We start from the raw sequence: 19,231 nt of genomic DNA on the forward strand, positions 1-19,231 counted from the left end.
TGGATCCCGGGTCGACCTGCGGCCGCCCGGGATGACCCGCGGGAGGCGGGTCGAGTTACTTACGGGCGCAATAGCCGCCTCGCGCGCTGCGGGCAACGCTTCTGCTGTCTCTTTCATCCCGCTATGGTCCGGCCATGACCAGCGAATCGCAGCAGACGACCGGCAATGCCCCTGAATGGAGCGTCTCGGACCTTTCCGGAGCGCTGAAGCGTACCATCGAGGACAATTTCGGCTTCGTGCGCGTGCGCGGCGAGATTTCCGGCTATCGCGGCCCGGTCGCCTCCGGCCATGTCTATTTCTCGCTGAAGGATACCAACGCCAAGATCGATGCGGTGATCTGGAAGGGCGTCTTCGGCCGCCTGAAGACGCGCCCGCAGGAAGGGCTTGAGGTCGTCGCCACCGGCAAGATCACCACCTTCGCCGGCAAGTCGAGCTACCAGATCGTCATCGATTCGCTCGAGCTGGCCGGAGCCGGCGCGCTCATGGCGCTGCTGGAGGAGCGCCGCAAGCGCCTCGCCGCCGAGGGGCTTTTCGCCGAGGGGCGCAAGCAGCTCATCCCCTATCTGCCCTCGGTGATCGGCGTCGTGACCTCGCCGACCGGCGCGGTCATCCGCGATATCCTGCACCGCCTCGAGGATCGCTTTCCCCGCCATGTCCTGGTCTGGCCGGTGCGTGTGCAGGGCGAGACCAGCGCCGCCGAGGTCGCCAACGCCATCGCCGGCTTCAATGCGCTCCCCGAAGGCGGGCGCATCCCGCGCCCTGATGTGATCATCGTCGCACGTGGCGGCGGCTCGCTCGAAGACCTGATGAGCTTCAACGAGGAGGTCGTCGTCCGTGCCGCTGCTGCCTCCGAGATTCCGCTGGTCTCCGCCGTCGGCCATGAGACCGACTGGACGCTGATCGATCACGCCGCCGACCTGCGCGCGCCGACGCCGACCGGCGCGGCCGAGAAGGTCGTGCCGGTGCGGGCGGAATTGATGGGCTTCGTCGCCGATCTCGCGCGCCGCCATGCCGGCGCGATGCTGCGCCTCTCCGACCGCCGCCGCAGCGACCTGCGCGCGCTCGCCCGCGCCTTGCCGGGGCCGGAAGCCGTCCTGTCCGGCCCGCGCCAGCGGCTCGATCTCGCCGCGACGCGGCTGGCGCCCGCGCTGGCGCGCAATGCCCGTGCGCATGAGCAGCAATTGCAGGGGCTCTCGCGTCGGCTGGAGGGGCGTTCGCCCCGCCTTGCGCTCGTTCGCCTGCGGACGCAGCTTGACAGCTTCGGGCGCGCTCTGGCCGCCGCCAGAGGCAATGCCGTTGCCAGCGAGCGTATCCGGGTCGCCAATGCCCGCGATCGCCTCGCGACGTTGGAGACGCGGGCACGCAATGCGTTCGGCCAGAGCCTGATCCAGCGCAGCGAACGCGCGGCGGCATTGGCACAGAGGGCCGAGCGCGCTTTTGGCCAGACGCTGCATCGCCGTGCCGACCGGCTTGTCTCGCTCTGGGCATTGGTCCGCTCGCTCGGGCCGGAAGCCGTGCTCTCCCGCGGCTATGCCCTGATCCGCGACGAGGCCGGTGTGTTGGTGCGCAGTGTCGAGGCGGTTCAGCCGGGCAGGGCGTTGTCGGTTCAGCTCGTCGATGGCAGCTTCGGCGTTACCGTCTCGGGCGGCGAGGGAGGGGCGAAGCCACCGGCGCCACGTCCGGCGCGCAAGGGGACGCATCCCGCCACGCAAGGCGATCTGTTCTAGATTTTGTCGATTTCCTTGGGAAACACGCCGTCATCCCGGGCTTGACCCGGGATCCATGCCGGAGCGTCTCCGAATTCTGGTTCAGGCATGGATCCCGGATCTCCGCTTCGCTGCATCCCGGATGGCCCGCGGTTCAGCGGAAAAGCGCTTGCTTCAGCTCAAGGCGCCGTCAGGAAGGCCTTGACCCGCTTCAGCGCATCCTCGCGCGCCGCCATGTTGGTGCCGACCGTGACCTTGCCCGTGCCGCTGGCGGAATAGGCGATGTTGTCGCGCTCCTTCACCTCGAGGCGGGGGTGGTCGAAATCATGCAGCGCGCCAGGATAGAGCACGAGGCCGACCTGCTCGCCGCGCGCCTGCGCGGCCTTGGCGAGATGGCTGCAAGGCGCGGCGGGCGTCCAGTCGTCGGCATCGCCCATCAGGATCAGCAGCGGGATGCGGGCGGAGAAGCTCGGTGATTCCGACTGGCTCCGGCAGGCGGGATAGAAGGCGGCAGCGCGCTTGAAATCCGGCTTGCCGTCGGTCGGGGCCTGCTCCTTGCGGATGGCCGTGAGCACGGTCAGGCCGCCGCTCGACCAGCCGAGCAGGGCGATGGAATCGCGTTTGATATTGTTGCGCTGCTGCAGCCAGACGCGCGCCGCGGCCGCATCGGCGACGCGCTCGCGCCCGGCCCGGACCGTCAGGTCCTTCACGCCGCATTGCGAGCCGAGCCCGCGCGAGCCGTAGCTGTCCGGCATCAGCACGGCAAAGCCGGCGGCGGCGAGGCGTTCGCCCCAATCGGCATGCCGCATCGAGAGTTGGCCTTGCTCACGCCACAAGCCACCGCAACCATGCAAAGCGATCACCGCCGGGAAAGGCCCCTGGCCGGCCGGCAGATAGAAGACGCCCGTCAGCGTTCCCTGTTCGCTGGGAATGGCGACGCGCTCGTAGCCGCCGGCTTGGGCGGCCGGTGCTGCGAGCAGCGCAAGGCTGATCAGGCACGCCAACAGGCGCTGGAGACTGGACATCGTCGACCAGAAGGTTATCACAAACCCCGGAGTATCCCGGCTTTCCGTTTCCCGATCAATGATTTGATGCAATTTTGATGAACATCAGCGAGCGCATTCCACCTCAAGGCCCCGAAGCCGTCATCGATTACGGCCCCGGGGAGTTCCGCGTCGTCAAGCCCGGCGCCTTCGTGCGTTGTACCGTGACGGGCGCACCGATCCGACTCGACGATCTCCGTTACTGGTCGATCGAATGGCAGGAAGCCTATGCCTCGTCGGAAGCCGCGCTCCTGAGACTGCGCCGCGCCGGCCGCGCCTGACGAGCGACAGGGCTCTCATCCAGCCTTCGAGATGGCTGCAAGCAGCCCTTCGACCACAGCCGGCTCCGCGAAGACCAGCGAGACCGGCACCACGACCAGCGACCCGCGCGTCTCCTCGGGCCAAAGCGGCGCGAGCTTGGTCCAGTCCTTCTCCGTCGTCGCGATCAGGGCGCCATGCTCGCGCGCGGTTGCGAGCGCAGCGGTGATATCGGCCTGATCATAGGCGTGATGATCGCCATGGGCCTGCTCGGCGACGATGCGCGCCCCCGCCTCTCGCAGCGTCGCCGCGAATTTCTCGGGCCGGCCGATCCCCGACAGGGCCACGACCGTCTGCCCGCGCAAGCGTGCGACGGCGGCATCAGCAGGCTTGAGGGCTGCCGCGACGACCGGCTTCTTCTGCGCCCGCGCGATGGCAGCGACGCGTTCTCCTGCATCGCCCGGGCCGATCACGACGATGGCGTCGGTTTCGCTCATCTGATCGGCAAGCGGCGCGCGCAAGGGGCCGGTCGGCAGGCAGAGCCCATTGCCGGTGCCGCTCGCCCCGTCGACCACCGCGAGCTTGAGCTGCTTCACCAGCGACGGATTCTGCAACCCGTCATCCATCACGACGACGCTAGCCCCGAGGCCGCGCGCCAGCCTGGCGCCGGCCACGCGGTCGCGGGCTATGACGGTGCGGACATGGCGGGCCATCAATAGCGGCTCGTCGCCGACATCGGCGGCGCGATGCCGGTCGGGATCGACCTCGACGGGGCCGGCGAGCCGGCCGCCATAGCCGCGCATCAGCACGAAGGGCTTCTCGCCGCGCTCCGCGAGCAGGCGGGCGAGGGCAATCGCGGTCGGCGTCTTGCCGGCACCGCCTGCGATGAAATTGCCGACGCAGATCACCGGCAGGCCGGCTTCTGTTCCTGGCTGGCGCATCCGCCGCAAAGTGATCTGGCCGTAGATGAAGCCGAGCGGCTGGAGCAGCCGGGCGAGCAGCGTGGGTTTCTCCCGCCACCAGAAGCGCGGGGCGCGCCGCAGCATCAGGGCGCGCTCTCGCGCTGGCCAATCGCGACCCGCATCAGGAGCGGCTCGATCGCATGCAGCGTGCGGTTCAGCGCGCCGCCGAGTTCGGTCGCGGTCTGTGCGGCGGTCCGCGCCGCCTGTCGGGCCTCGGCCGGATTGTTCAGCCAGCGATGGACCGCGCCGGCCAGCGCCTGCGCATCGGCGACCTCACGCGAGCCGCCATCGCGATCGAAGGCCGCGAAGATCTCGGCGGCGTTGTGGACATGCGGCCCGTGCAGCAGGGCGCAGCCGAGCTTGGCCGGCTCGATCGGGTTATGCCCGCCGATGCCCTCGACCAGCGAGCCGCCGAGGAAGGCGACCTGCGACAATCGGTAGAACAGTCCGAGTTCGTTGACGGTGTCCGCGACATAGAGATCGACATCGCGTTCCGGGCTGCCGCCGGCCGCGCGGCGCGAGACGGCGACATCGTTCGCCTCCACCAGCGCCTCGATGTCCGGGCCGCGCTGCGGATGGCGCGGCGCGATGATGGTGAGCAGCTTCGGCAGATAGGGCTTGATCGCGAGATGGGCGGCGAGCACCAGCTCATCCTCGCCCGGATGCGTGCTGGCGGCGATCCAGACCGGGCGGCCCGTCGTCTGACCGTCGAGGATGGCGAGCGTATCGGAATCGGCAGGCGGCGCGGGAACGTCGAATTTCAGGTTTCCCGCGACGCTGACGCGCGGCGCGCCGAGCTGGGCCAGCCGCTCGGCATCGCCCTGCGATTGCGCGAGGCAGGCCTCGAAGCAGGAGAGCAGGAAGCGCGAGGTCTTCGGCGTCTTGTACCAGCGCGCGAAGGAGCGCTCCGACATCCGGCCGTTGACCATCACGACAGGCAAATCGCGCCGCTGCGCCTCGATCAGCAGGTTCGGCCAGATCTCGGATTCGCAGATCAGGCAGAGCTCCGGCCGCCAATGATCCATGAAGCGGCGCATGTAGCGCGGCACGTCGAGCGGAATGTACTGATGGATCACGCCGCCTGGCAGTCGCGCCGCCATCAGTTTGGCGGAGGTGACCGTGCCCGAGGTCACCAGCACGGCGAAGCCGCGCTTCTGCAACTTGGCGATCAGGGGCAGCAGGGTCACGGTCTCGCCGACGCTGGCGCCGTGCAGCCAGACCAGCGGCTTGTTCGGCCGCTTGACGCTGGCGTGGCCGCGCCGCTCGGCAAGGCGCTCGGGATCTTCCTTGCCGCGCCGCTTGCGCCAGAGCAGCAGTCCTGCTGCAGCCGGCTCCAGCAAGGAGGTTGCGTAGCGATAGCTGCGGAGGATCGCGCCCTTGCCGCTCATGCCGGTGCTCCGGCGGCAGCTTCCTGTCTCTCGCGCAGGCCGGCGCCCGGATCGCGGCTGCCGACGATCGCATAGCCGCGGGCATGCACGTCGTCGAGACTGGCCTGCAAGGCGAGCCGCGCCGCCTCCTGCGTCGCTTCGTCGGCATCGCGCGCCACCAGGATCGGCTCGCCGACGACGATGGCGCAGCGCCCGAAGGGCAGGCCGATCGAGGCGCGGTCCCAGCTGTTGAAATCGATGCGACGGCTCGTCACCACGGCGACGGCACGGATCGGCCGGCCGGACGCTCGTGCGAGCGAGATGATGCCGGGGCCGACGATGCGCGCCCGCTTGGGCACGTCGGCGGTCAGCACCATGGTGTCGCCGGCCGCAAGCCGCCTCACCATGGCGAGGAAGGCGCTGGCACCGCCCTTCTCACGGATCTTCTTGCCGAGCGCGCCCGAGCCGCGGATCGCGCCGATGCCGAGTTCGCGCAGCGCGACTGCATTGAAGCCGCCATCGCCGTGGCGCGAGACCAGCGAACAGGCCGGCATCCAGTCCGGCCGGGCGAACGGGATCATGATGTGCTGGCCGTGCCACATCGCGAAGATGACAGGCAGTTCCGGCCGGACACGGTCGTAGATGTTGGCGGGCTCGAAAACGATCCGGTTCGTGCGTTGCACAAGGCGCAGGTAGCCGGCCAGCAAGCGGCCGAGCGTCTCCTGCGCCACGCGCGTCTTGAGGATCGAAAAACCCATGGGTTCTGCTGTCGGGTCCTGTTGTGTGGAGGCCGCTTGGGCTCAGCCCTTGGCGGTCTCGGGGTCGAGCAGCCGGTGAAGATGAACGATGAAATAGCGTGTCTGCGCCTGGTCGACCGTCTGCTGCGCCTTGGCCTTCCAGGCCGTGTGGGCGGTGGCATAGTTCGGGAAGACGCCGACGATGTCGAGCTTCGACAAGTCCTTGAAAGTGATGCCGTCGAGCGAGGCGAGCTCGCCGCCGAGGACGAGATGAAGAAGTTGTTTCTGTTCCGGTTCCGCGCTCATCGAACTCTCCTGCAGGGGCCGTAGCGCCCCCATAAGCCATCCCGGCGGCCCATGCGAGCGGGCCGCGCCGGAAGCATTGAAAAAAACCGTCAGGCGGGCTGCGTCCGTCCGTCGCGCAGCCGCTCGATGGCTGTTCGCAAAGGCGCCGCGAGCTTGCCGTTGCTGGCTGCGAGCATGCCGTGGACGGGCACCTCGCGATTATAAACGACGGGCCGACCCTCGCCGTCGGTCAGCCGCCCCCCGGCCTCGCTCAGCACGAGATCGGCCGCAGCCAGGTCCCAGTCGCGGGCATCGGGCGAGATCAGGCCGGCATCGATGGTGCCGTCGGCGATGCGTGTGAGACGCAGCGCCAGCGACGGAATTCGGCCGACGGCCTCGAAGCTCTCGAACTGGGCGAGCGCGTCGAGCATCGGCTTGGGGCCGGCGACGCGGGCGCCGCCGAGGCTCATCGCTGATGAGGTCTGGATGGTCCCGCCATTGAGCGTCGCACCGCCACCGGTGAGCGCGCGATAGGTCGCCTGGCAGGCCGGCGCATGGACGATGCCGAGGATCGGCGCCCCCTGATCGAGCAGCGCGACGCAGACGGCCCAGTCCGGCGAGCCCTGCATGAAGGCGCGCGTGCCGTCGATCGGATCGACGACCCAGACGAAGCGGCGCGACAGCCGCTGGGCATCGTCGACCGTCTCCTCGGAAAGCCAGGCGGCTTCCGGCAACAATTCGGAGAGCCGGATTCGCAGGAAGGTGTCGACGCCGATATCGGCTTCGGTGACGGGCGAGCCGCCGCTCTTCGACCATGTCCGCGCGGCGGTTGCCGCGCCGGGCCTGAACAGCTCCAGGGCGATCGCGCCGGCCTCCAGGCAGCTTTCGCCGACGGCTTTCAGCAGCTCGGCCGCGATCGGTAGCGTGGTGGCGTTCATGTCTTCCCTATCAGCCGTGAAAGCCGCTGTTTCAAGCCGAAAATGCGGCCGCCGATCGAAAGATTCCGTCAAGCATCCGGCGGGAAACCGCCCGTTTCGGGCCGGATCGGGGCGGAATCACCTTCCTTTAACCCAACCCTTTAAGCGCTCGGACACAGCTGGCGGCCATTCTCGCAGGGCAAGCACGAGAGCCCCGGTATCGACAGAGGGCTCCGTTGCAGCAGGGAATACAGAGAGGCGTTACAACCGATGGCCAGCGTCACGCAGGCCGCCGGAGAGAGCGGTTTTGTGCCTGTTCTCTCCGGCGGTCCGACAACCACAGCGATCGTTTCCCGCAACCCGATGCCGGCTCGTCCGGTCGCCCCGGCGATCGAGCGCATCGGCTCCGTGCGGATCCTGCGCGGCGGCGCCAACTGGCGCGGTGTCGCGCTGCGTCTGGCCAATCCGGCTGGCGACGACGAGCGTTTCGAGCTTGCCCTGACCGCCGGCGACGGCCGCTCCATCGTGGTGGCTTCGGTCGATCAGGAGGATGCGGTCGCGCTCTGGCGGGATTTCGGCCGGACCAGCGGCTTGCCGCTCCTGCTCGAAGCCGCCGATGGTGTGGTGACGGAGCCTTATCCGCAGCTTGGCCGGGTCGCGCTGGGAGCGATCCGCATCCGCCGCCGCCATGGCTTGCTCAACGGCCGCCGCCCGCGCTTCCTGACCCGTCGCAAGACCGGCCGCCTCTCCGAATTGCCGGTGATCGTCAGCGGCGAGCGGATGACCGATTAAAATGCACCGGCCCGAAAACTGGACTGCGGTTTTCGGGGGAAGCGGATGCGAAACAATAAAGCTAGAGCCAGGCCCGGCTCGCCGCATCGAGCGCGAGCCCCGCTGCCAGGAGCAGTCCCGCATCGCGATTTGACCGGAAAATCCGCAGGGCTTCAGGCGCGCTCGCGCCGTTGATGCGCGTCACTTGCCGGCCGAGATGAACGGCGAAGGCGGCGAAGCCGAGCCAGGCGACAGGGCCGCCGCCGACCAGCCAGATCGCCGCGCCTGTCAGCACAACCGCCAGCGCGAAGCAGAGCGCCACCGCCTCGCGCGTATAATCACCGAAATAGCGCGCGCTCGACCGGATGCCGGCGATGACGTCGTCTTCGAGATCCTGCATCGCGTAGATCGTGTCGTAGCCGACGGTCCACGCGATGGACGCGGCATAGATCAGGTAGGCTGGCGGATCGAGCCGACCGAAGACCGCACTCCAGCCCATCAGTCCGCCCCATGAGAAGGCGAGCCCGAGCACGAATTGCGGCATGTTCGTGATCCGCTTCATGAACGGATAGATCGCGACGATCGCCAGCGAGGCGATGCCGAGGATGATCGTGAAGCGGTTGAACTGCAGGAGCACGACGAGGCCGGCCAGCGCTTGCGCGACCATGAACAGCGCGGCCGCCTTCGCCGTCACCTGTCCCGAGGGCAGCGGCCGCCCGCGGGTGCGTGCGACCTCGGCGTCGAGCTTGCGGTCGATGATGTCGTTGAAGGTACAGCCCGCCCCGCGCATCAGGACAGCGCCGACGAAGAAAAGCAGGCAGTGCCATGGATTGGGATAAGGCTGGCCGGCTGCGATCGCGGCAAGCCCCGCCGCCCACCAGCAGGGCATGAGCAGCAGCCACCAGCCGATCGGCCGTTCGATGCGGGCGAGCTTCAGGAAGGGCCGGGTCGCAAGAGGCGCTCGCGTATCGACCCAATGCCCCTTGAGCGCATCGGGGAGAGGGGCATCACGCCCTGGCATCGTCCCCTGCGGGATTAGGTCGGGCATGGCGCCGGTCAGAGTGCGCCCTGCGGGACACGCATCCCGCCGCCGGCGCCGCTGGTGACGGAATCGGCGCCGCCGAACGGGCTGCCGCCGCGCGCCTGCTGCTGCTGGGCGCGGCGCTGCATCTCGGCCTGTTGCTTCACAGCGTTACAGGCCTGGGCGCGAAAGCCGGCCACCTTCTTGTTGTCGGCCTGCATGCCTTCGATGAAGGACGCCGGAATCTGGCACCAGTCCTGGTTGGCCGTGGCGAACTTGATCGCGGCGTCGCCATTATTGGAGAGGCGGCCGAAGGTGCTGCAGGCTTCCTGCGGCGTCATCTTCTTCTTGGCCTTCTGGGAGGCGGCGAGCCGCGCGACGATCGACTGGCGCTCGCTGATCAGCTTCTGGATCTGCTCGCAACCCGAAGCCTGGGCGTTTGCGGGGGCAGCCGCCAGGAACGGAGCCACGGCAAGACCGAGCATCGCGATTGCACCTGAAGCCATCCAACGCCGCATGATGTCCTTACTCCGGATTGCCGGCCCGCCCGGCCGATCGTTAAATACGTCCTTAACAGCAGGCGCTGTTAACGCCAACGGCTCTTGCGAGTCCATGGGTGCCTTGTTGGAAGCGTCGCCTGCTAAAAGGGGATTGTGGCGTTTTTCATGTCGCCCCCACCACCGTCCTTCCGTGGAGGCGCCTGCGCCCATGTCCGTTCCCGATTTCGCCCGGCATCGGCTCTTCATCGACCTGTCCTTCGCTTCGGAGGCGATTCTCCCGCTGGAGCGGGAGCAGGCCAATTATCTCCTGAACGTCCTGCGGCTGCGGGTCGACGGCACGGTGCTCGTCTTCAACGGTCGCGACGGTGAATGGCTCGCGCGCCTCGTGCCGGAAGGGCGCAAGCAGGCGAGCCTCGAGCTGGTCCGGCAGACGAAGCCGCAGCCGCCGGCTTCCGACCTGCATTACCTGTTCGCACCGCTGAAGCATGCGCGGCTCGACTACATGGCGCAGAAGGCGGTCGAGATGGGGGCGGGCGTCCTCCAGCCCGTGCTGACCCGGCGCACCCAGGTTTCGCGCTTGAACCTGGATCGCCTGCGCGCCAATGCCGTCGAGGCGGCCGAGCAATGCGGCATCCTGAGCCTGCCCGCGATCGAGGCGGAACGGCCGCTCGAAGCGGCGCTCGCCGCACTGGCGCCGGAACGGCTGCTGATCTTCTGCGACGAAGGCATGGCGCAGGCGAGCCCGGTCGCGACGCTGGCGGCGCATGGGCCTGCGCCGCTCGCCGTTCTGATCGGCCCCGAGGGCGGTTTCGACGAGGCCGAACGGCAGTTGATCCGGGCGCGGCCCAATACGCTGCCGATCTCGCTCGGTCCGCGCATCCTGCGGGCGGACACCGCAGCGGTGGCGGCGCTGGCTCTGGTTCAGGCGGTTCTCGGCGACTGGCCGCGCGCCTGACGCGCTGGCGGCAAGGCTTGCCGCCAGCGCCGGTCGCCTTTGCGCGAATGCACGGCGCTGGTCGTTGTCGTGCGCCCGGCGCTCGCCTATGTCTGTGCATCCTCTGCCGGTTCCCCTTGCACTTTCGGTGTCGGGGCCGGCCGTCTTGCCTCATCTGCCGGAGCGCCCATGGCTCGCGACGTGTCCGATTCGACCCCGATCGGCTCCAAGGCCGAACTGATTGCCTGGATCGCCGCCGGCGAGAAACCGGCCTCGTCCTTCCGCATCGGCACCGAGCACGAGAAATTCCCGTTCTACCGGAGCGATCTCGGCCCGGTTCCCTATGAAGGTCGGGGTGGCGCGGGCGGCATCCGCGCCTTGCTCGAAGGCATGCAGCAGCGGCTCGGCTGGGAGCCGATCGTCGATGCCGGCCATATCATCGGGCTCGCCGGACCGGATGGCGGCGGGGCGATATCGCTGGAGCCGGGCGGGCAGTTCGAACTGTCGGGCGCGCCGCTGGAGACCCTGCACCAGACGGAGGCCGAGCTTCAGGCCCATCTCGCCGATGTGAAGGCGGTGGCCGCGCCTCACGATATCGGCTTCGTCGCGCTCGGCGCCTCGCCGCTCTGGACCCGCGCGGAGACGCCGGTGATGCCGAAGGGCCGCTACAAGATCATGGCCAACTACATGCCGAAGGTCGGCACGATGGGCCTCGACATGATGTTCCGGACCTGCACCGTGCAGGTCAATCTCGACTTCGCCAGCGAGGCGGACATGGTCCGCAAGCTCCGGGTCTCGCTGGCGCTGCAGCCGCTCTCCACCGCCCTGTTCGCCTCCTCGCCTTTCCTGGAGCGCAAGCTCAACGGCTTCCAGTCGATGCGCTCCGAGATCTGGCGCGACACCGACAAGGCACGTTCCGGCATGCTCGCCTTCGCCTTCGACGAGGGCATGTCCTATGAGGGCTATGTCGACTGGGCGCTCGACGTGCCCATGTATTTCGTCAAGCGCGGCGATACCTATCACGATGTCGCCGGCGCTTCCTTCCGCGACCTGCTGGCCGGCCGCCTGCCGCAACTGCCGGGCGAGAAGGCCACCATGTCGGATTGGGCGAACCATCTCTCGACGCTCTTCCCCGAGGTCAGGCTCAAGCGCTTCCTGGAGATGCGCGGCTGCGATGCCGGCCCGCCCGACATGCTGGCCGCGATGCCGGCCTTCTGGGTCGGGCTGCTCTATGACACCACGTCGCTCGACGCGGCCTGGGAACTCGTCAAGGGTTGGAGCGCGGCCGAACGGCAGGCGCTGCGCGATGCGGTTCCGCGCGAAGGGCTTGCCGCCACGATCGGCGGACGCAAGCTCGCGGAGATCGCCGCCGAGGTCGTGGAACTGTCGCGCGCCGGCCTCGCCCGCCGGGCCCTCAAGAACGATGCCGGGGAGGACGAGACCCGTTTCCTGACGCCACTGCATGCGATTCTGGAGCGCCGCCAGAACCTCGCGCAGGTGCTGGAAGCGCGCTACCGCGATGCCTGGAATGGCAGGGTCGAGCCCGTCATGACCGAGATGGCGCTCTGACGCTCCTGTCGGCGCCTCCGCTTTTCGCCCGAAAATCGCAATTTCGGGCGGATTGCGATCCTGAAATTAACGAGTTGGATGAAGCTCGCCGCTAACCTGTCGGCATGGAGCGGATCAGAGCCAGCTTTCTCGAGCTAGTTCGCGACGAGCGCGGTGCGACCGCGATCGAATACGGCCTCATCGCGGGCATCATCTCGACGACGATCATTACCTGGGCCACCTTGTACGGAAACCAGATCGGTTCGTTCCTGACGGCCGCCGCGAACGCGATCAAGCTGCCCTGAAGCCTTCGTTCATTCGGCTGCGGTCTTGAAGCTCGCCAGATTGTCGAGGCTCTGGATGATGTGCTCGGCCAGCGCATTCGACAGCACCGAAGGGTCGAAGCGGGTCCGCAGCAGCCCGATCTTGCACGACGGCAAGGTTGCGAAGCCTTCGGATGGGCCGAGGATGCGCATGCCCGGCCTGACCGCGCTTTCCGGCAGGACCGAGATCGCGAGCCCGGCCAGCACGGCGGCACCGACCGCCGTGGAGTTCCAGCTCGCATAGAGCACGCGGAAGCGCCGCCCCTTCGATTCCAGCGCATCGACCGCCGCCTGCCGCCAGTTGCAGGTCGGCCGCCCGAGCGCCAGCGGCAACGGATCCTCCTCATGCACGCTGTGGCGTGCCGACGTGACCCAGAGCAGCGGCTCGATACGGATGATCTCGCCCTGGCCGCGGCTTTCGACATGGGTGATGATCGCAAGGTCGATATCGCCGGTCGCGATCCGCTCCGCCAGCATCGGCGTCGGTTCGCAGACCACCGTGACCTCGGCGCGCGGATTCGAATGGGCGAAGCGGGCCAGGATCTCCGGCAGGTAGCGATCGGCATAATCGTCGGGCACGCCGAGGCGGATGCGCCCCTTGAGATCGGCATCGGCAAAGGATGCCACGCATTCGAGGTTCAGCCTGACGATCCGGCGGGCATAGTCGAGCAGCCGCTCGCCATCCTCGGTCAGCTTGGCATGGCGGCCGTCGCGGCCGAACAGGGGGCGCCCGACCCGCTCCTCGAGTCGCTTCATCTGCATCGAGACGGCCGACTGCGTCTTAAAAACGATCTCGGCAGCGCGGGTGAAGGAGCCGGTATCGGCGATGGCGACGAAGGTCTTGAGCTGATCGGCATCGAGCACATGAGCCATTGGCGATCCCCGTCACTGTTCATCAATATCAGTGTTGCGAGACATCATAACCATTCGTTTGGCTGATGGCCAGAGCCTCGCTAAGGTCCGGGTGCTCTCCAAAAGTTCCCTGTCAATGGCGCGTCCGGGTGGGGTGGAGGGGCTCAGATCCACGTTCCGCACCGCCAAAGGAGGCCGTCATGCTGCTCATGACCATTGCCGCGAAGTCGCTCTCGTCCGTTTCGGCCGGCGTCACGCGTGTTGCCACCATCGGAGCTGCCGGAACGATTCAACTCGTGCGCGCGCTCATCCATCGCCGTGAGGTGATGCGTCTTGGCGCCGAGCTCGACGAGCGCGGGCTCAAGGATATCGGCCTCGTCCGTTCGGATATCGACGGCGCGCTGGCGGCGTCCTGGCTGGACGATCCGTCGGCCGTGCTGGCGGAGCGCTCGCGCTCTTCGTCGAATCTCGCAGCCGCGCGGCGCGATCATGCCCTGCGCCATGCCGGCTCCGCGCCGATGCTGGCCGGGAAGGCCGATATCACGGTTGCACGCTGCGCCTGACCCCTTGGCGACAGCGTCCCTGCGGGCGGGAGCTTCGTGCTTCCGCCCTTTTTCATGCCTGTGTGAGATGCGCGCCTGATATGGGTCAGCGGCGCCCCTGACCGCCGCCGAGCATGGCGTCGAGGATCGACTTCAGCGCGTTCTGATGATCGTCCTGGATCTGGCGACCGTGCTCGAACATCTGGTTGAGCGCGTCGAGGCCGATCGAGCCCGGCCCGGCGGCCGAGGAGGATGGAGCCTCTTCAGGTTCGGGCTCAGGTTCCGCTGCGCGCCGGGGTGCGCTGCGCGGAGCAGGCGCCGGTTCGGGTTGGGGCGCCGCCATACCGCCGAACATGCCGCCGAGGATCTGGCCGAGCGCGCCGCCGAACGGGTCGGACGGAGCCGCCTGCGGACTGGGCTGCGGCTGGCCACCGGCCTGACCGAACATGCCCTTGAGGATCGCCTCGAACGGATTGGCTGGCATCTGCGGCTGTTGCGGCGCCGGCTGCATTCCCGGCATCTGGCCGCGCATCATTTCGGCGAACTGGCCGAGAATGCCGCCCAGCCCCTCGTTGCTCGACGTCTTGGACAGGCCGCCCATCAGCATGGCGGCGATGACCGGCAGCATCTGCTTGAGGATCGCTTGCGAGACGCCGCTGGTCGCCGCCGCCTGTGCCGCGATCGCCTGGCTGACTTCGCGCGAGCCGAAGAGCTGGCTCAGCACGTCGTTGCCGGCGTTCTGAGCCCCGGCCGGAATGCCATAGCCGCCGGCCTCGAAGAAGCGGGCGTAGGGCGAGGCGGTCATCATCTGGGCGAGCGAGCCGAAGGCGTAGGGGTCGCGCGTCTGCCGCTGCAGACCCATCGAGAAGGCCGGCAGCAGGGCGTCGAGCGCAGCCTGCGTCTGCTGCAGGCTCAGGCCGTATTGCTGGGCGAGATTCGGCAGCGCCTGGCCGTTCTGGGCCGACTGCATGATATCGAACAGGTTCATCATCGACGCATCTCCCCGGCCGGCCTTTGGTTCCGTGCCTAAGAAGACGATAGCAGGGTGTCCTTGCCTGGCAAATCGATTGCGGCGCGGCGCTGCGCGGCCTTGTGCTCCAGCCTTGTGATGCCGCGGAAGGCGAAGACCAGCGCCAGCACCCCGAAGGCGACCGCCCCGAGCGCCGAGCCGGCGAGCGCTCCCTTCGGCCCGGCGAGATGGGCGCCGAGGATGGCGAGCGGCATGGTGCCGAGCGTCGCGCGGCCCCAGCTGAACAGCGTCGACAGGAACGGCATGCCGAGATTGTTGAACGCGGCATTGGCGACGAACAGCATGCCGACGAAGATCCACATCGGCCCGGCGATCAGGCAGAAGAACAGCACCAGCTCCGCCGTCAGCCCCGTTGCATGGAAGGCGGAGACGATGGCGCCGCGGAAGGCGAAGAGCAGCGCCCAGGAGACGAGCACGGAGGCGCCGGCGAAGATCGCCGCATCGGTCAGGCCCCGGCGCATCCGGTCGAAGCGCCCGGCGCCCCAGTTCTGCCCGAGAATCGGCCCGACCGCTCCCGACAGCGCGAAGAGCACGCCGAAGGCGACCGGCACGAGCCGGTCCATGATCGCAAGCGCCGCCACCGCCGCATCGCCGAAGCGGGCGACGACGCCGGCGAAGACGGCGTTGGCGATCGGGTTCGAGAGATTGGTCAGGATCGCCGGTCCCGCGATGGCGAAGGCCCGGGCGCTGTCCTGCCGGATGAAGGAGAGGCGCGGCCGCTCGATCATGTCATGCGCGACCACGCAAGCATGGAAGCCAATGGCGCAGATGATGATCCGCGCGAGCACGATCGCGATTGCCGCGCCGTCGGGCCCGAGTCCGAAGCCGAAGATCAGCAATGGGTCGAGCCCCGCCGTGACGATGCCGCCGCCGAGCGTGACGAACATCGCCCGCCGGGCATCGCCGATGGCGCGCAGGATGCCGGAGAAGCCCATGCCGATCGCCATCAGGATGTTCGACGGCAGCACGATATGCAGGAAGGAGAGGGCGACCGCATGCGACTGGTCATGCGCGCCGAGCAGGCTGAGCAGCCAGGGCAGCAGCGGCAGCGCGACGAGCGACAGGACGAGCGCCACGATCGCCGACAGGGCCATGGTCGAGGCCGCGATGCGCCGCGCCGCCGGGCGGTCGCCTGCCCCGACGCTGCGCGAGGTCAGCGCGGTGACTGCGATCATCAGGCCGACATTCACCGAGACCATCAGGTAGAGCACGATGGTGGCGAAGCCGACGCCGGCCGTCGCCTCCGGCCGCCCGAGCCAGGAGACATAGAGCAGCGACAGAAGATCGACGACGAACACCGCCATGAGGCCGACCGAGCCCGTCGCGGTCATCACCGCGACATGGCGCATCAATGGGCCTTCGAGGAAGACGGCCTGCGGCCGGGCCGAGGCCCGGCTCATCGCTCAGGCTCTCCGACGCCGCCGACCGCGACCTCGGCGCCGCCATCGGCGATGACCTGCTCCGTTTCGGCATTGAGGGCCTTCGACTTGCCCTTGGGCGTGACGATCGGTTCCGGCGTAACGCGCGGCACACGGTTCAGCGCCGCCGCGATGCCCTCGTGGAACTGGATCTCCATGCGCTGCGCGTCACGGTCGCGAACATGGTCGATGACGACTTCGGCCTCGTCACGGCTCAAGCCCAGCGTCTCGAGCGCGACGCGGCCGAAGCCGAGCGCCGACTCGAAGGTTTCGCGCATCTGAAAATCGACATTGGCCTTCATCAACTCGATGGCGTGGATGCGATCGAAGGCCCGGACATGCACGCGCAGCTGCGGGAATTCGGTCTTGACCATTTCGACGATGCGCAGGGCCGCATCCTTGTTGTCGATGCAGACGCAGATCACCTTCACGCGCCCGGCGCCGGCGGCGCGCAGCACGTCGAGGCGCGTGCCATCGCCGTAATAGACCTTGAAGCCGAAGCGGGCAGCGGCGCGAATCTGTTCGACGTCGGAATCGATCACGGTGATGTTGATATGCTGCAGCAGCAGGGCCTGGGTCACCACCTGGCCGAAGCGGCCGAAGCCGATCACCATCACCTGGCTGTCGCTGACCCCGTCGAAATCCTCCTCCATCGTTTCCGGCTGGATTCGGGCCAGCAGCACCGCATCGATCAGCTTGGCGACGAGCGGGCCGAGCAGCATGCTGATCGCGGCGAGCGCGGTCACCATCGCCGCTTGCGGCGGCGTGAGCAGCCCCTGCGCCAGCCCCAGCGGCAGTAGCACGAAGGCGAACTCGCCGGCAGGCGAGAGCAGGGCGCCGGCCCGGATCGCCTCGATCCAGGATGAACAGGAAATCCGCAGGATCGAGGTGACGACCGCGATCTTGAAGAGCACGAGCAGCGGCGCCGACACCGCCAGCAGCATCCAGTTGGTCGCGACCAGCTTGAGGTCGAGCGACATGCCGACCGCCATGAAGAACAGGCCGAGCAGCACGCCGCGGAACGGCTCGATATCGGCTTCGAGCTCGTGCCGGAAATGCGAATCCGCCAGCATCACGCCGGCGAGGAAGGCGCCCATCGCCATGGACAGGCCGACATGCTCCATCAGCAGTGCCGCGCCCAGCACGATCAGCAACGCCGCCGCCGTCATCACATCCTTGGCGCCGGTATGGGCGAGGATGCGGAAGAACGGATTCAGCACGTAGCGCCCCGCCAGGATGATCGCGATCAGCGCGCTGAGTGCGATGCCGAGGCTGGCCAGCGCGCGCATCGGGCTGTCGGCCTGTGTGCTGCCGGTGCTGGCCAACAGCGGCAGCAGCGCCAGCACCGGCGCGATGGCCATGTCCTGGAACAGCAAGATCGAGAAGGTGCGCCGCCCATAGGATTCGCTGCCGTCGCCCCGCTCCGCCAATTGCTGGAGCGCGATGGAGGTTGCGGACAGCGCCAGTGCCACGCCGACGGCGACCGCTCCTGCAGCGGATAGACCGAAATACCAGCCGAACAGGCCGATGCCGGCGGCGCAGAGCGCCATCTGCACCAGGCCGGTGCCGAGAATGTCCTTGCGCATCGAGTAGAGGCGGGACGGTTGCAGCTCGAGGCCGACCAGGAAGAGCAGCAGCACCACGCCGATCTCGGCCGTGCTGCGGATGGCGTCGGGGTCCTTGATCAGGCCGAGGAGCGAGGGGCCGATCACGATGCCGGCGGCGAGATAGCCGAGCACCGCCGATTGCCCGAGCTTGCGGAACAGCGGAACGGCTATCACCGCCGCGGCGCAGAAGGTCAGGATCGGCGGCAGGAAGCTGACATGCGAGGCGGCGTCGGCCATGCGGAACTCGGTGCTTTGGAATGGTTTGGCTGTCCGGCGCGACGCTCGGCGTGGCGGCCCGTCGCTCTATCTAGGCTTTCGACGGCGATCCTGCGAGAGGCAATCGGTGATCACGGCGGCCTGCGCCGCTTCGCTTCCTTGACATCGCCCCGATCCCGCCGAAAGAAGGCGCGGACTGATCGGAGTTTCCCCTGCGCGTGACAAAGCCGCCGCTCGACATCCTGCTCTGCGCCCCGCGCGGTTTCTGCGCCGGGGTTGTACGCGCCATCGACGCTGTCGAGAAGGCGCTGAAGCTGCATGGCGCGCCGGTCTATGTCCGCCACGAGATCGTCCATAATAAATACGTCGTCGAATCCCTGAAGCGGAAAGGCGCGGTCTTCGTCGCCGAGCTCGACGAGGTGCCGGATGAGACGCGGCCGGTGATCTTCTCGGCCCATGGCGTCGCCAAGGCGGTGCCGGCGGCGGCGAGGGCCCGCAATCTCTTTGCCATCGACGCGACCTGCCCGCTGGTGACCAAGGTTCATCGCGAGGCCGAGGTCCATCACAAGCGCGGGCGCCACATCCTGCTCGTCGGCCATGCCGGCCACCCGGAGGTGATCGGGACGATGGGCCAGCTCCCCGGGGGTGCGATCACGCTGATCGAGACGCTGGACGACGTCGCGACGCTCGAGGCGCCGGAAGGCCAGCCGCTCGCCTATGTCACGCAGACGACGCTGTCTGTTGACGATACCCGCGAGATCGTCGAGGCGTTGCAGGCCCGTTTCCCTGAGCTGATCGCTCCGCACAAGGAAGATATCTGCTACGCCACGACCAACCGCCAGGAGGCGGTGAAGCGCGTCGCGCCGATGGTGGATGGGCTGATCGTCGTCGGTTCGCCCAATTCCTCGAATTCGCAGCGCCTGCGCGAGGTCGCCGAGCGCGCCGGCTGCCCGGTCGCGCGGCTCGTCCTGCGCACCGACGAGATCGACTGGTCGGTCTTCGGCCAAATCCGCAGCCTCGGCATCACCGCCGGCGCAAGCGCGCCCGAGGTGCTGGTCGAGGAGATCATCGATGCCTTCGCCGCGCGCTACGAGGTTCGCGTCGAGACCGTTTCGACCGCCGACGAGAACGTCTTCTTCCCGCTGCCGCGCGAGTTGCGCGACGAGGCGGCGCCGGACGCGGCCGAATAATTCC

General features: G+C 68.0%; 20 protein-coding genes. 8 read left to right on the forward strand and 12 right to left on the reverse strand.

What is annotated here, in order from left to right:
• Nucleotides 1-134: 134 nt before the first annotated feature.
• Complete coding sequence (gene xseA, locus Q0Q02_RS09855) at nucleotides 135-1,727, forward strand: exodeoxyribonuclease VII large subunit (protein ID WP_293808914.1); 1,593 nt, start codon at nucleotides 135-137, stop codon at nucleotides 1,725-1,727.
• 158 nt (nucleotides 1,728-1,885) lie between these two features.
• On the opposite strand, the gene Q0Q02_RS09860 is transcribed toward xseA, so the two are convergent.
• Nucleotides 1,886-2,731, reverse strand: a complete 846-nt coding sequence (locus Q0Q02_RS09860) for a dienelactone hydrolase family protein (protein ID WP_293808916.1) — start codon at nucleotides 2,729-2,731, stop codon at nucleotides 1,886-1,888.
• 77 nt (nucleotides 2,732-2,808) lie between these two features.
• Between Q0Q02_RS09860 and Q0Q02_RS09865 the strand changes: the two genes are divergently transcribed.
• Nucleotides 2,809-3,030: a DUF2093 domain-containing protein gene (locus Q0Q02_RS09865; RefSeq protein WP_293808918.1), complete on the forward strand. Its 222-nt coding sequence runs from the start codon at nucleotides 2,809-2,811 to the stop codon at nucleotides 3,028-3,030.
• 15 nt (nucleotides 3,031-3,045) lie between these two features.
• On the opposite strand, the gene lpxK is transcribed toward Q0Q02_RS09865, so the two are convergent.
• The 5 genes from lpxK to Q0Q02_RS09890 form a co-directional block, all read right to left on the reverse strand.
• Complete coding sequence (gene lpxK, locus Q0Q02_RS09870; protein WP_293808920.1) at nucleotides 3,046-4,053, reverse strand: tetraacyldisaccharide 4'-kinase; 1,008 nt, start codon at nucleotides 4,051-4,053, stop codon at nucleotides 3,046-3,048.
• Nucleotides 4,053-5,357 carry a 3-deoxy-D-manno-octulosonic acid transferase gene (locus tag Q0Q02_RS09875; protein WP_293808921.1) on the reverse strand — a complete coding sequence of 435 codons (1,305 nt, stop codon included), beginning with the start codon at nucleotides 5,355-5,357 and terminating at the stop codon, nucleotides 4,053-4,055. The genes lpxK and Q0Q02_RS09875 overlap by 1 nt, the downstream gene beginning before the upstream one ends.
• On the reverse strand, nucleotides 5,354-6,094 hold the full coding sequence (locus Q0Q02_RS09880; protein ID WP_293808923.1) for a lysophospholipid acyltransferase family protein: 741 nt from the start codon (nucleotides 6,092-6,094) through the stop codon (nucleotides 5,354-5,356). Before Q0Q02_RS09880 ends, Q0Q02_RS09875 begins: the two co-directional genes overlap by 4 nt.
• Before the next feature lie 42 nt (nucleotides 6,095-6,136).
• Nucleotides 6,137-6,379: a DUF4170 domain-containing protein gene (locus tag Q0Q02_RS09885; protein ID WP_293808924.1), complete on the reverse strand. Its 243-nt coding sequence runs from the start codon at nucleotides 6,377-6,379 to the stop codon at nucleotides 6,137-6,139.
• An 89-nt stretch (nucleotides 6,380-6,468) separates the two neighbouring features.
• Nucleotides 6,469-7,296 carry a 3'(2'),5'-bisphosphate nucleotidase CysQ gene (locus Q0Q02_RS09890; RefSeq protein WP_293808926.1) on the reverse strand — a complete coding sequence of 276 codons (828 nt, stop codon included), beginning with the start codon at nucleotides 7,294-7,296 and terminating at the stop codon, nucleotides 6,469-6,471.
• 249 nt (nucleotides 7,297-7,545) lie between these two features.
• Here Q0Q02_RS09890 and Q0Q02_RS09895 point away from each other — a divergent pair, with 249 nt between their 5' ends.
• A complete protein-coding gene (locus Q0Q02_RS09895; RefSeq protein ID WP_293808928.1) occupies nucleotides 7,546-8,067 on the forward strand; it encodes a DUF6101 family protein in 522 nt (173 codons plus the stop codon).
• 61 nt (nucleotides 8,068-8,128) lie between these two features.
• On the opposite strand, the gene ubiA is transcribed toward Q0Q02_RS09895, so the two are convergent.
• Together ubiA and Q0Q02_RS09905 are read right to left on the reverse strand one after the other, a co-directional pair.
• The gene (gene ubiA / locus Q0Q02_RS09900; protein WP_293808930.1) at nucleotides 8,129-9,094 is read right to left on the reverse strand and encodes a 4-hydroxybenzoate octaprenyltransferase; all 966 of its coding nucleotides are present in this window, start codon (nucleotides 9,092-9,094) and stop codon (nucleotides 8,129-8,131) included.
• A gap of 8 nt (nucleotides 9,095-9,102) precedes the next feature.
• Complete coding sequence (locus Q0Q02_RS09905) at nucleotides 9,103-9,777, reverse strand: hypothetical protein (protein WP_293808932.1); 675 nt, start codon at nucleotides 9,775-9,777, stop codon at nucleotides 9,103-9,105.
• Between Q0Q02_RS09905 and Q0Q02_RS09910 the strand changes: the two genes are divergently transcribed.
• From Q0Q02_RS09910 to Q0Q02_RS09920, 3 genes are all read left to right on the forward strand, one after another.
• A complete protein-coding gene (locus Q0Q02_RS09910) occupies nucleotides 9,776-10,522 on the forward strand; it encodes a 16S rRNA (uracil(1498)-N(3))-methyltransferase (RefSeq protein WP_293808933.1) in 747 nt (248 codons plus the stop codon). The two genes, Q0Q02_RS09905 and Q0Q02_RS09910, sit on opposite strands and share 2 nt — an antisense overlap.
• A gap of 168 nt (nucleotides 10,523-10,690) precedes the next feature.
• Nucleotides 10,691-12,070, forward strand: a complete 1,380-nt coding sequence (locus Q0Q02_RS09915) for a glutamate--cysteine ligase (RefSeq protein WP_293808935.1) — start codon at nucleotides 10,691-10,693, stop codon at nucleotides 12,068-12,070.
• 104 nt (nucleotides 12,071-12,174) lie between these two features.
• On the forward strand, nucleotides 12,175-12,354 hold the full coding sequence (locus tag Q0Q02_RS09920) for a Flp family type IVb pilin (protein ID WP_293808937.1): 180 nt from the start codon (nucleotides 12,175-12,177) through the stop codon (nucleotides 12,352-12,354).
• 9 nt (nucleotides 12,355-12,363) lie between these two features.
• Here the strand turns inward: Q0Q02_RS09920 and Q0Q02_RS09925 are convergent, their stop codons facing one another.
• Complete coding sequence (locus tag Q0Q02_RS09925; RefSeq protein ID WP_047580398.1) at nucleotides 12,364-13,245, reverse strand: LysR substrate-binding domain-containing protein; 882 nt, start codon at nucleotides 13,243-13,245, stop codon at nucleotides 12,364-12,366.
• Between the two features lie 179 nt (nucleotides 13,246-13,424).
• On the opposite strand from Q0Q02_RS09925, the gene Q0Q02_RS09930 reads away from it, so the two are divergent.
• Nucleotides 13,425-13,787 carry a DUF1127 domain-containing protein gene (locus Q0Q02_RS09930; RefSeq protein ID WP_293808940.1) on the forward strand — a complete coding sequence of 121 codons (363 nt, stop codon included), beginning with the start codon at nucleotides 13,425-13,427 and terminating at the stop codon, nucleotides 13,785-13,787.
• 85 nt (nucleotides 13,788-13,872) lie between these two features.
• Here the strand turns inward: Q0Q02_RS09930 and Q0Q02_RS09935 are convergent, their stop codons facing one another.
• From Q0Q02_RS09935 to Q0Q02_RS09945, 3 genes are read right to left on the reverse strand one after another with little or no spacing between them, the layout of a single operon-like run.
• Complete coding sequence (locus Q0Q02_RS09935; RefSeq protein ID WP_293808942.1) at nucleotides 13,873-14,757, reverse strand: DUF937 domain-containing protein; 885 nt, start codon at nucleotides 14,755-14,757, stop codon at nucleotides 13,873-13,875.
• Nucleotides 14,758-14,792: 35 nt separating this feature from the next.
• Entirely contained in the window at nucleotides 14,793-16,196 is a 1,404-nt protein-coding gene (locus Q0Q02_RS09940; protein WP_293808943.1) for an MATE family efflux transporter, read from the reverse strand.
• Nucleotides 16,193-18,058 carry a monovalent cation:proton antiporter-2 (CPA2) family protein gene (locus Q0Q02_RS09945; RefSeq protein WP_293808944.1) on the reverse strand — a complete coding sequence of 622 codons (1,866 nt, stop codon included), beginning with the start codon at nucleotides 18,056-18,058 and terminating at the stop codon, nucleotides 16,193-16,195. Before Q0Q02_RS09945 ends, Q0Q02_RS09940 begins: the two co-directional genes overlap by 4 nt.
• Before the next feature lie 197 nt (nucleotides 18,059-18,255).
• Between Q0Q02_RS09945 and ispH the strand changes: the two genes are divergently transcribed.
• Nucleotides 18,256-19,227, forward strand: a complete 972-nt coding sequence (gene ispH / locus Q0Q02_RS09950) for a 4-hydroxy-3-methylbut-2-enyl diphosphate reductase (protein WP_293808946.1) — start codon at nucleotides 18,256-18,258, stop codon at nucleotides 19,225-19,227.
• The last annotated feature ends 4 nt before the right edge of the window (nucleotides 19,228-19,231 follow it).

Origin of the sequence: uncultured Allobosea sp. (assembly GCF_945956895.1) — a bacterium.
Taxonomy (GTDB): Bacteria; Pseudomonadota; Alphaproteobacteria; order Rhizobiales; family Beijerinckiaceae; genus Allobosea.

Coding starts and splice junctions, on each gene's coding strand:
- ubiA (WP_293808930.1), bottom strand. CDS start 9,094: ATGCCCGACCTAATCCCGCAGGGGACGATGCCAGGGCGTGATGCCCCT.
- Q0Q02_RS09875 (WP_293808921.1), bottom strand. CDS start 5,357: ATGAGCGGCAAGGGCGCGATCCTCCGCAGCTATCGCTACGCAACCTCC.
- Q0Q02_RS09920 (WP_293808937.1), top strand. CDS start 12,175: ATGGAGCGGATCAGAGCCAGCTTTCTCGAGCTAGTTCGCGACGAGCGC.
- Q0Q02_RS09940 (WP_293808943.1), bottom strand. CDS start 16,196: ATGAGCCGGGCCTCGGCCCGGCCGCAGGCCGTCTTCCTCGAAGGCCCA.
- Q0Q02_RS09935 (WP_293808942.1), bottom strand. CDS start 14,757: ATGATGAACCTGTTCGATATCATGCAGTCGGCCCAGAACGGCCAGGCG.
- lpxK (WP_293808920.1), bottom strand. CDS start 4,053: ATGCTGCGGCGCGCCCCGCGCTTCTGGTGGCGGGAGAAACCCACGCTG.
- Q0Q02_RS09885 (WP_293808924.1), bottom strand. CDS start 6,379: ATGAGCGCGGAACCGGAACAGAAACAACTTCTTCATCTCGTCCTCGGC.
- Q0Q02_RS09865 (WP_293808918.1), top strand. CDS start 2,809: ATGAACATCAGCGAGCGCATTCCACCTCAAGGCCCCGAAGCCGTCATC.
- Q0Q02_RS09905 (WP_293808932.1), bottom strand. CDS start 9,777: ATGGGCGCAGGCGCCTCCACGGAAGGACGGTGGTGGGGGCGACATGAA.
- Q0Q02_RS09860 (WP_293808916.1), bottom strand. CDS start 2,731: ATGTCCAGTCTCCAGCGCCTGTTGGCGTGCCTGATCAGCCTTGCGCTG.
- Q0Q02_RS09915 (WP_293808935.1), top strand. CDS start 10,691: ATGGCTCGCGACGTGTCCGATTCGACCCCGATCGGCTCCAAGGCCGAA.
- xseA (WP_293808914.1), top strand. CDS start 135: ATGACCAGCGAATCGCAGCAGACGACCGGCAATGCCCCTGAATGGAGC.
- Q0Q02_RS09910 (WP_293808933.1), top strand. CDS start 9,776: ATGTCCGTTCCCGATTTCGCCCGGCATCGGCTCTTCATCGACCTGTCC.
- Q0Q02_RS09925 (WP_047580398.1), bottom strand. CDS start 13,245: ATGGCTCATGTGCTCGATGCCGATCAGCTCAAGACCTTCGTCGCCATC.
- Q0Q02_RS09895 (WP_293808928.1), top strand. CDS start 7,546: ATGGCCAGCGTCACGCAGGCCGCCGGAGAGAGCGGTTTTGTGCCTGTT.
- Q0Q02_RS09945 (WP_293808944.1), bottom strand. CDS start 18,058: ATGGCCGACGCCGCCTCGCATGTCAGCTTCCTGCCGCCGATCCTGACC.
- Q0Q02_RS09930 (WP_293808940.1), top strand. CDS start 13,425: ATGCTGCTCATGACCATTGCCGCGAAGTCGCTCTCGTCCGTTTCGGCC.
- Q0Q02_RS09880 (WP_293808923.1), bottom strand. CDS start 6,094: ATGGGTTTTTCGATCCTCAAGACGCGCGTGGCGCAGGAGACGCTCGGC.
- Q0Q02_RS09890 (WP_293808926.1), bottom strand. CDS start 7,296: ATGAACGCCACCACGCTACCGATCGCGGCCGAGCTGCTGAAAGCCGTC.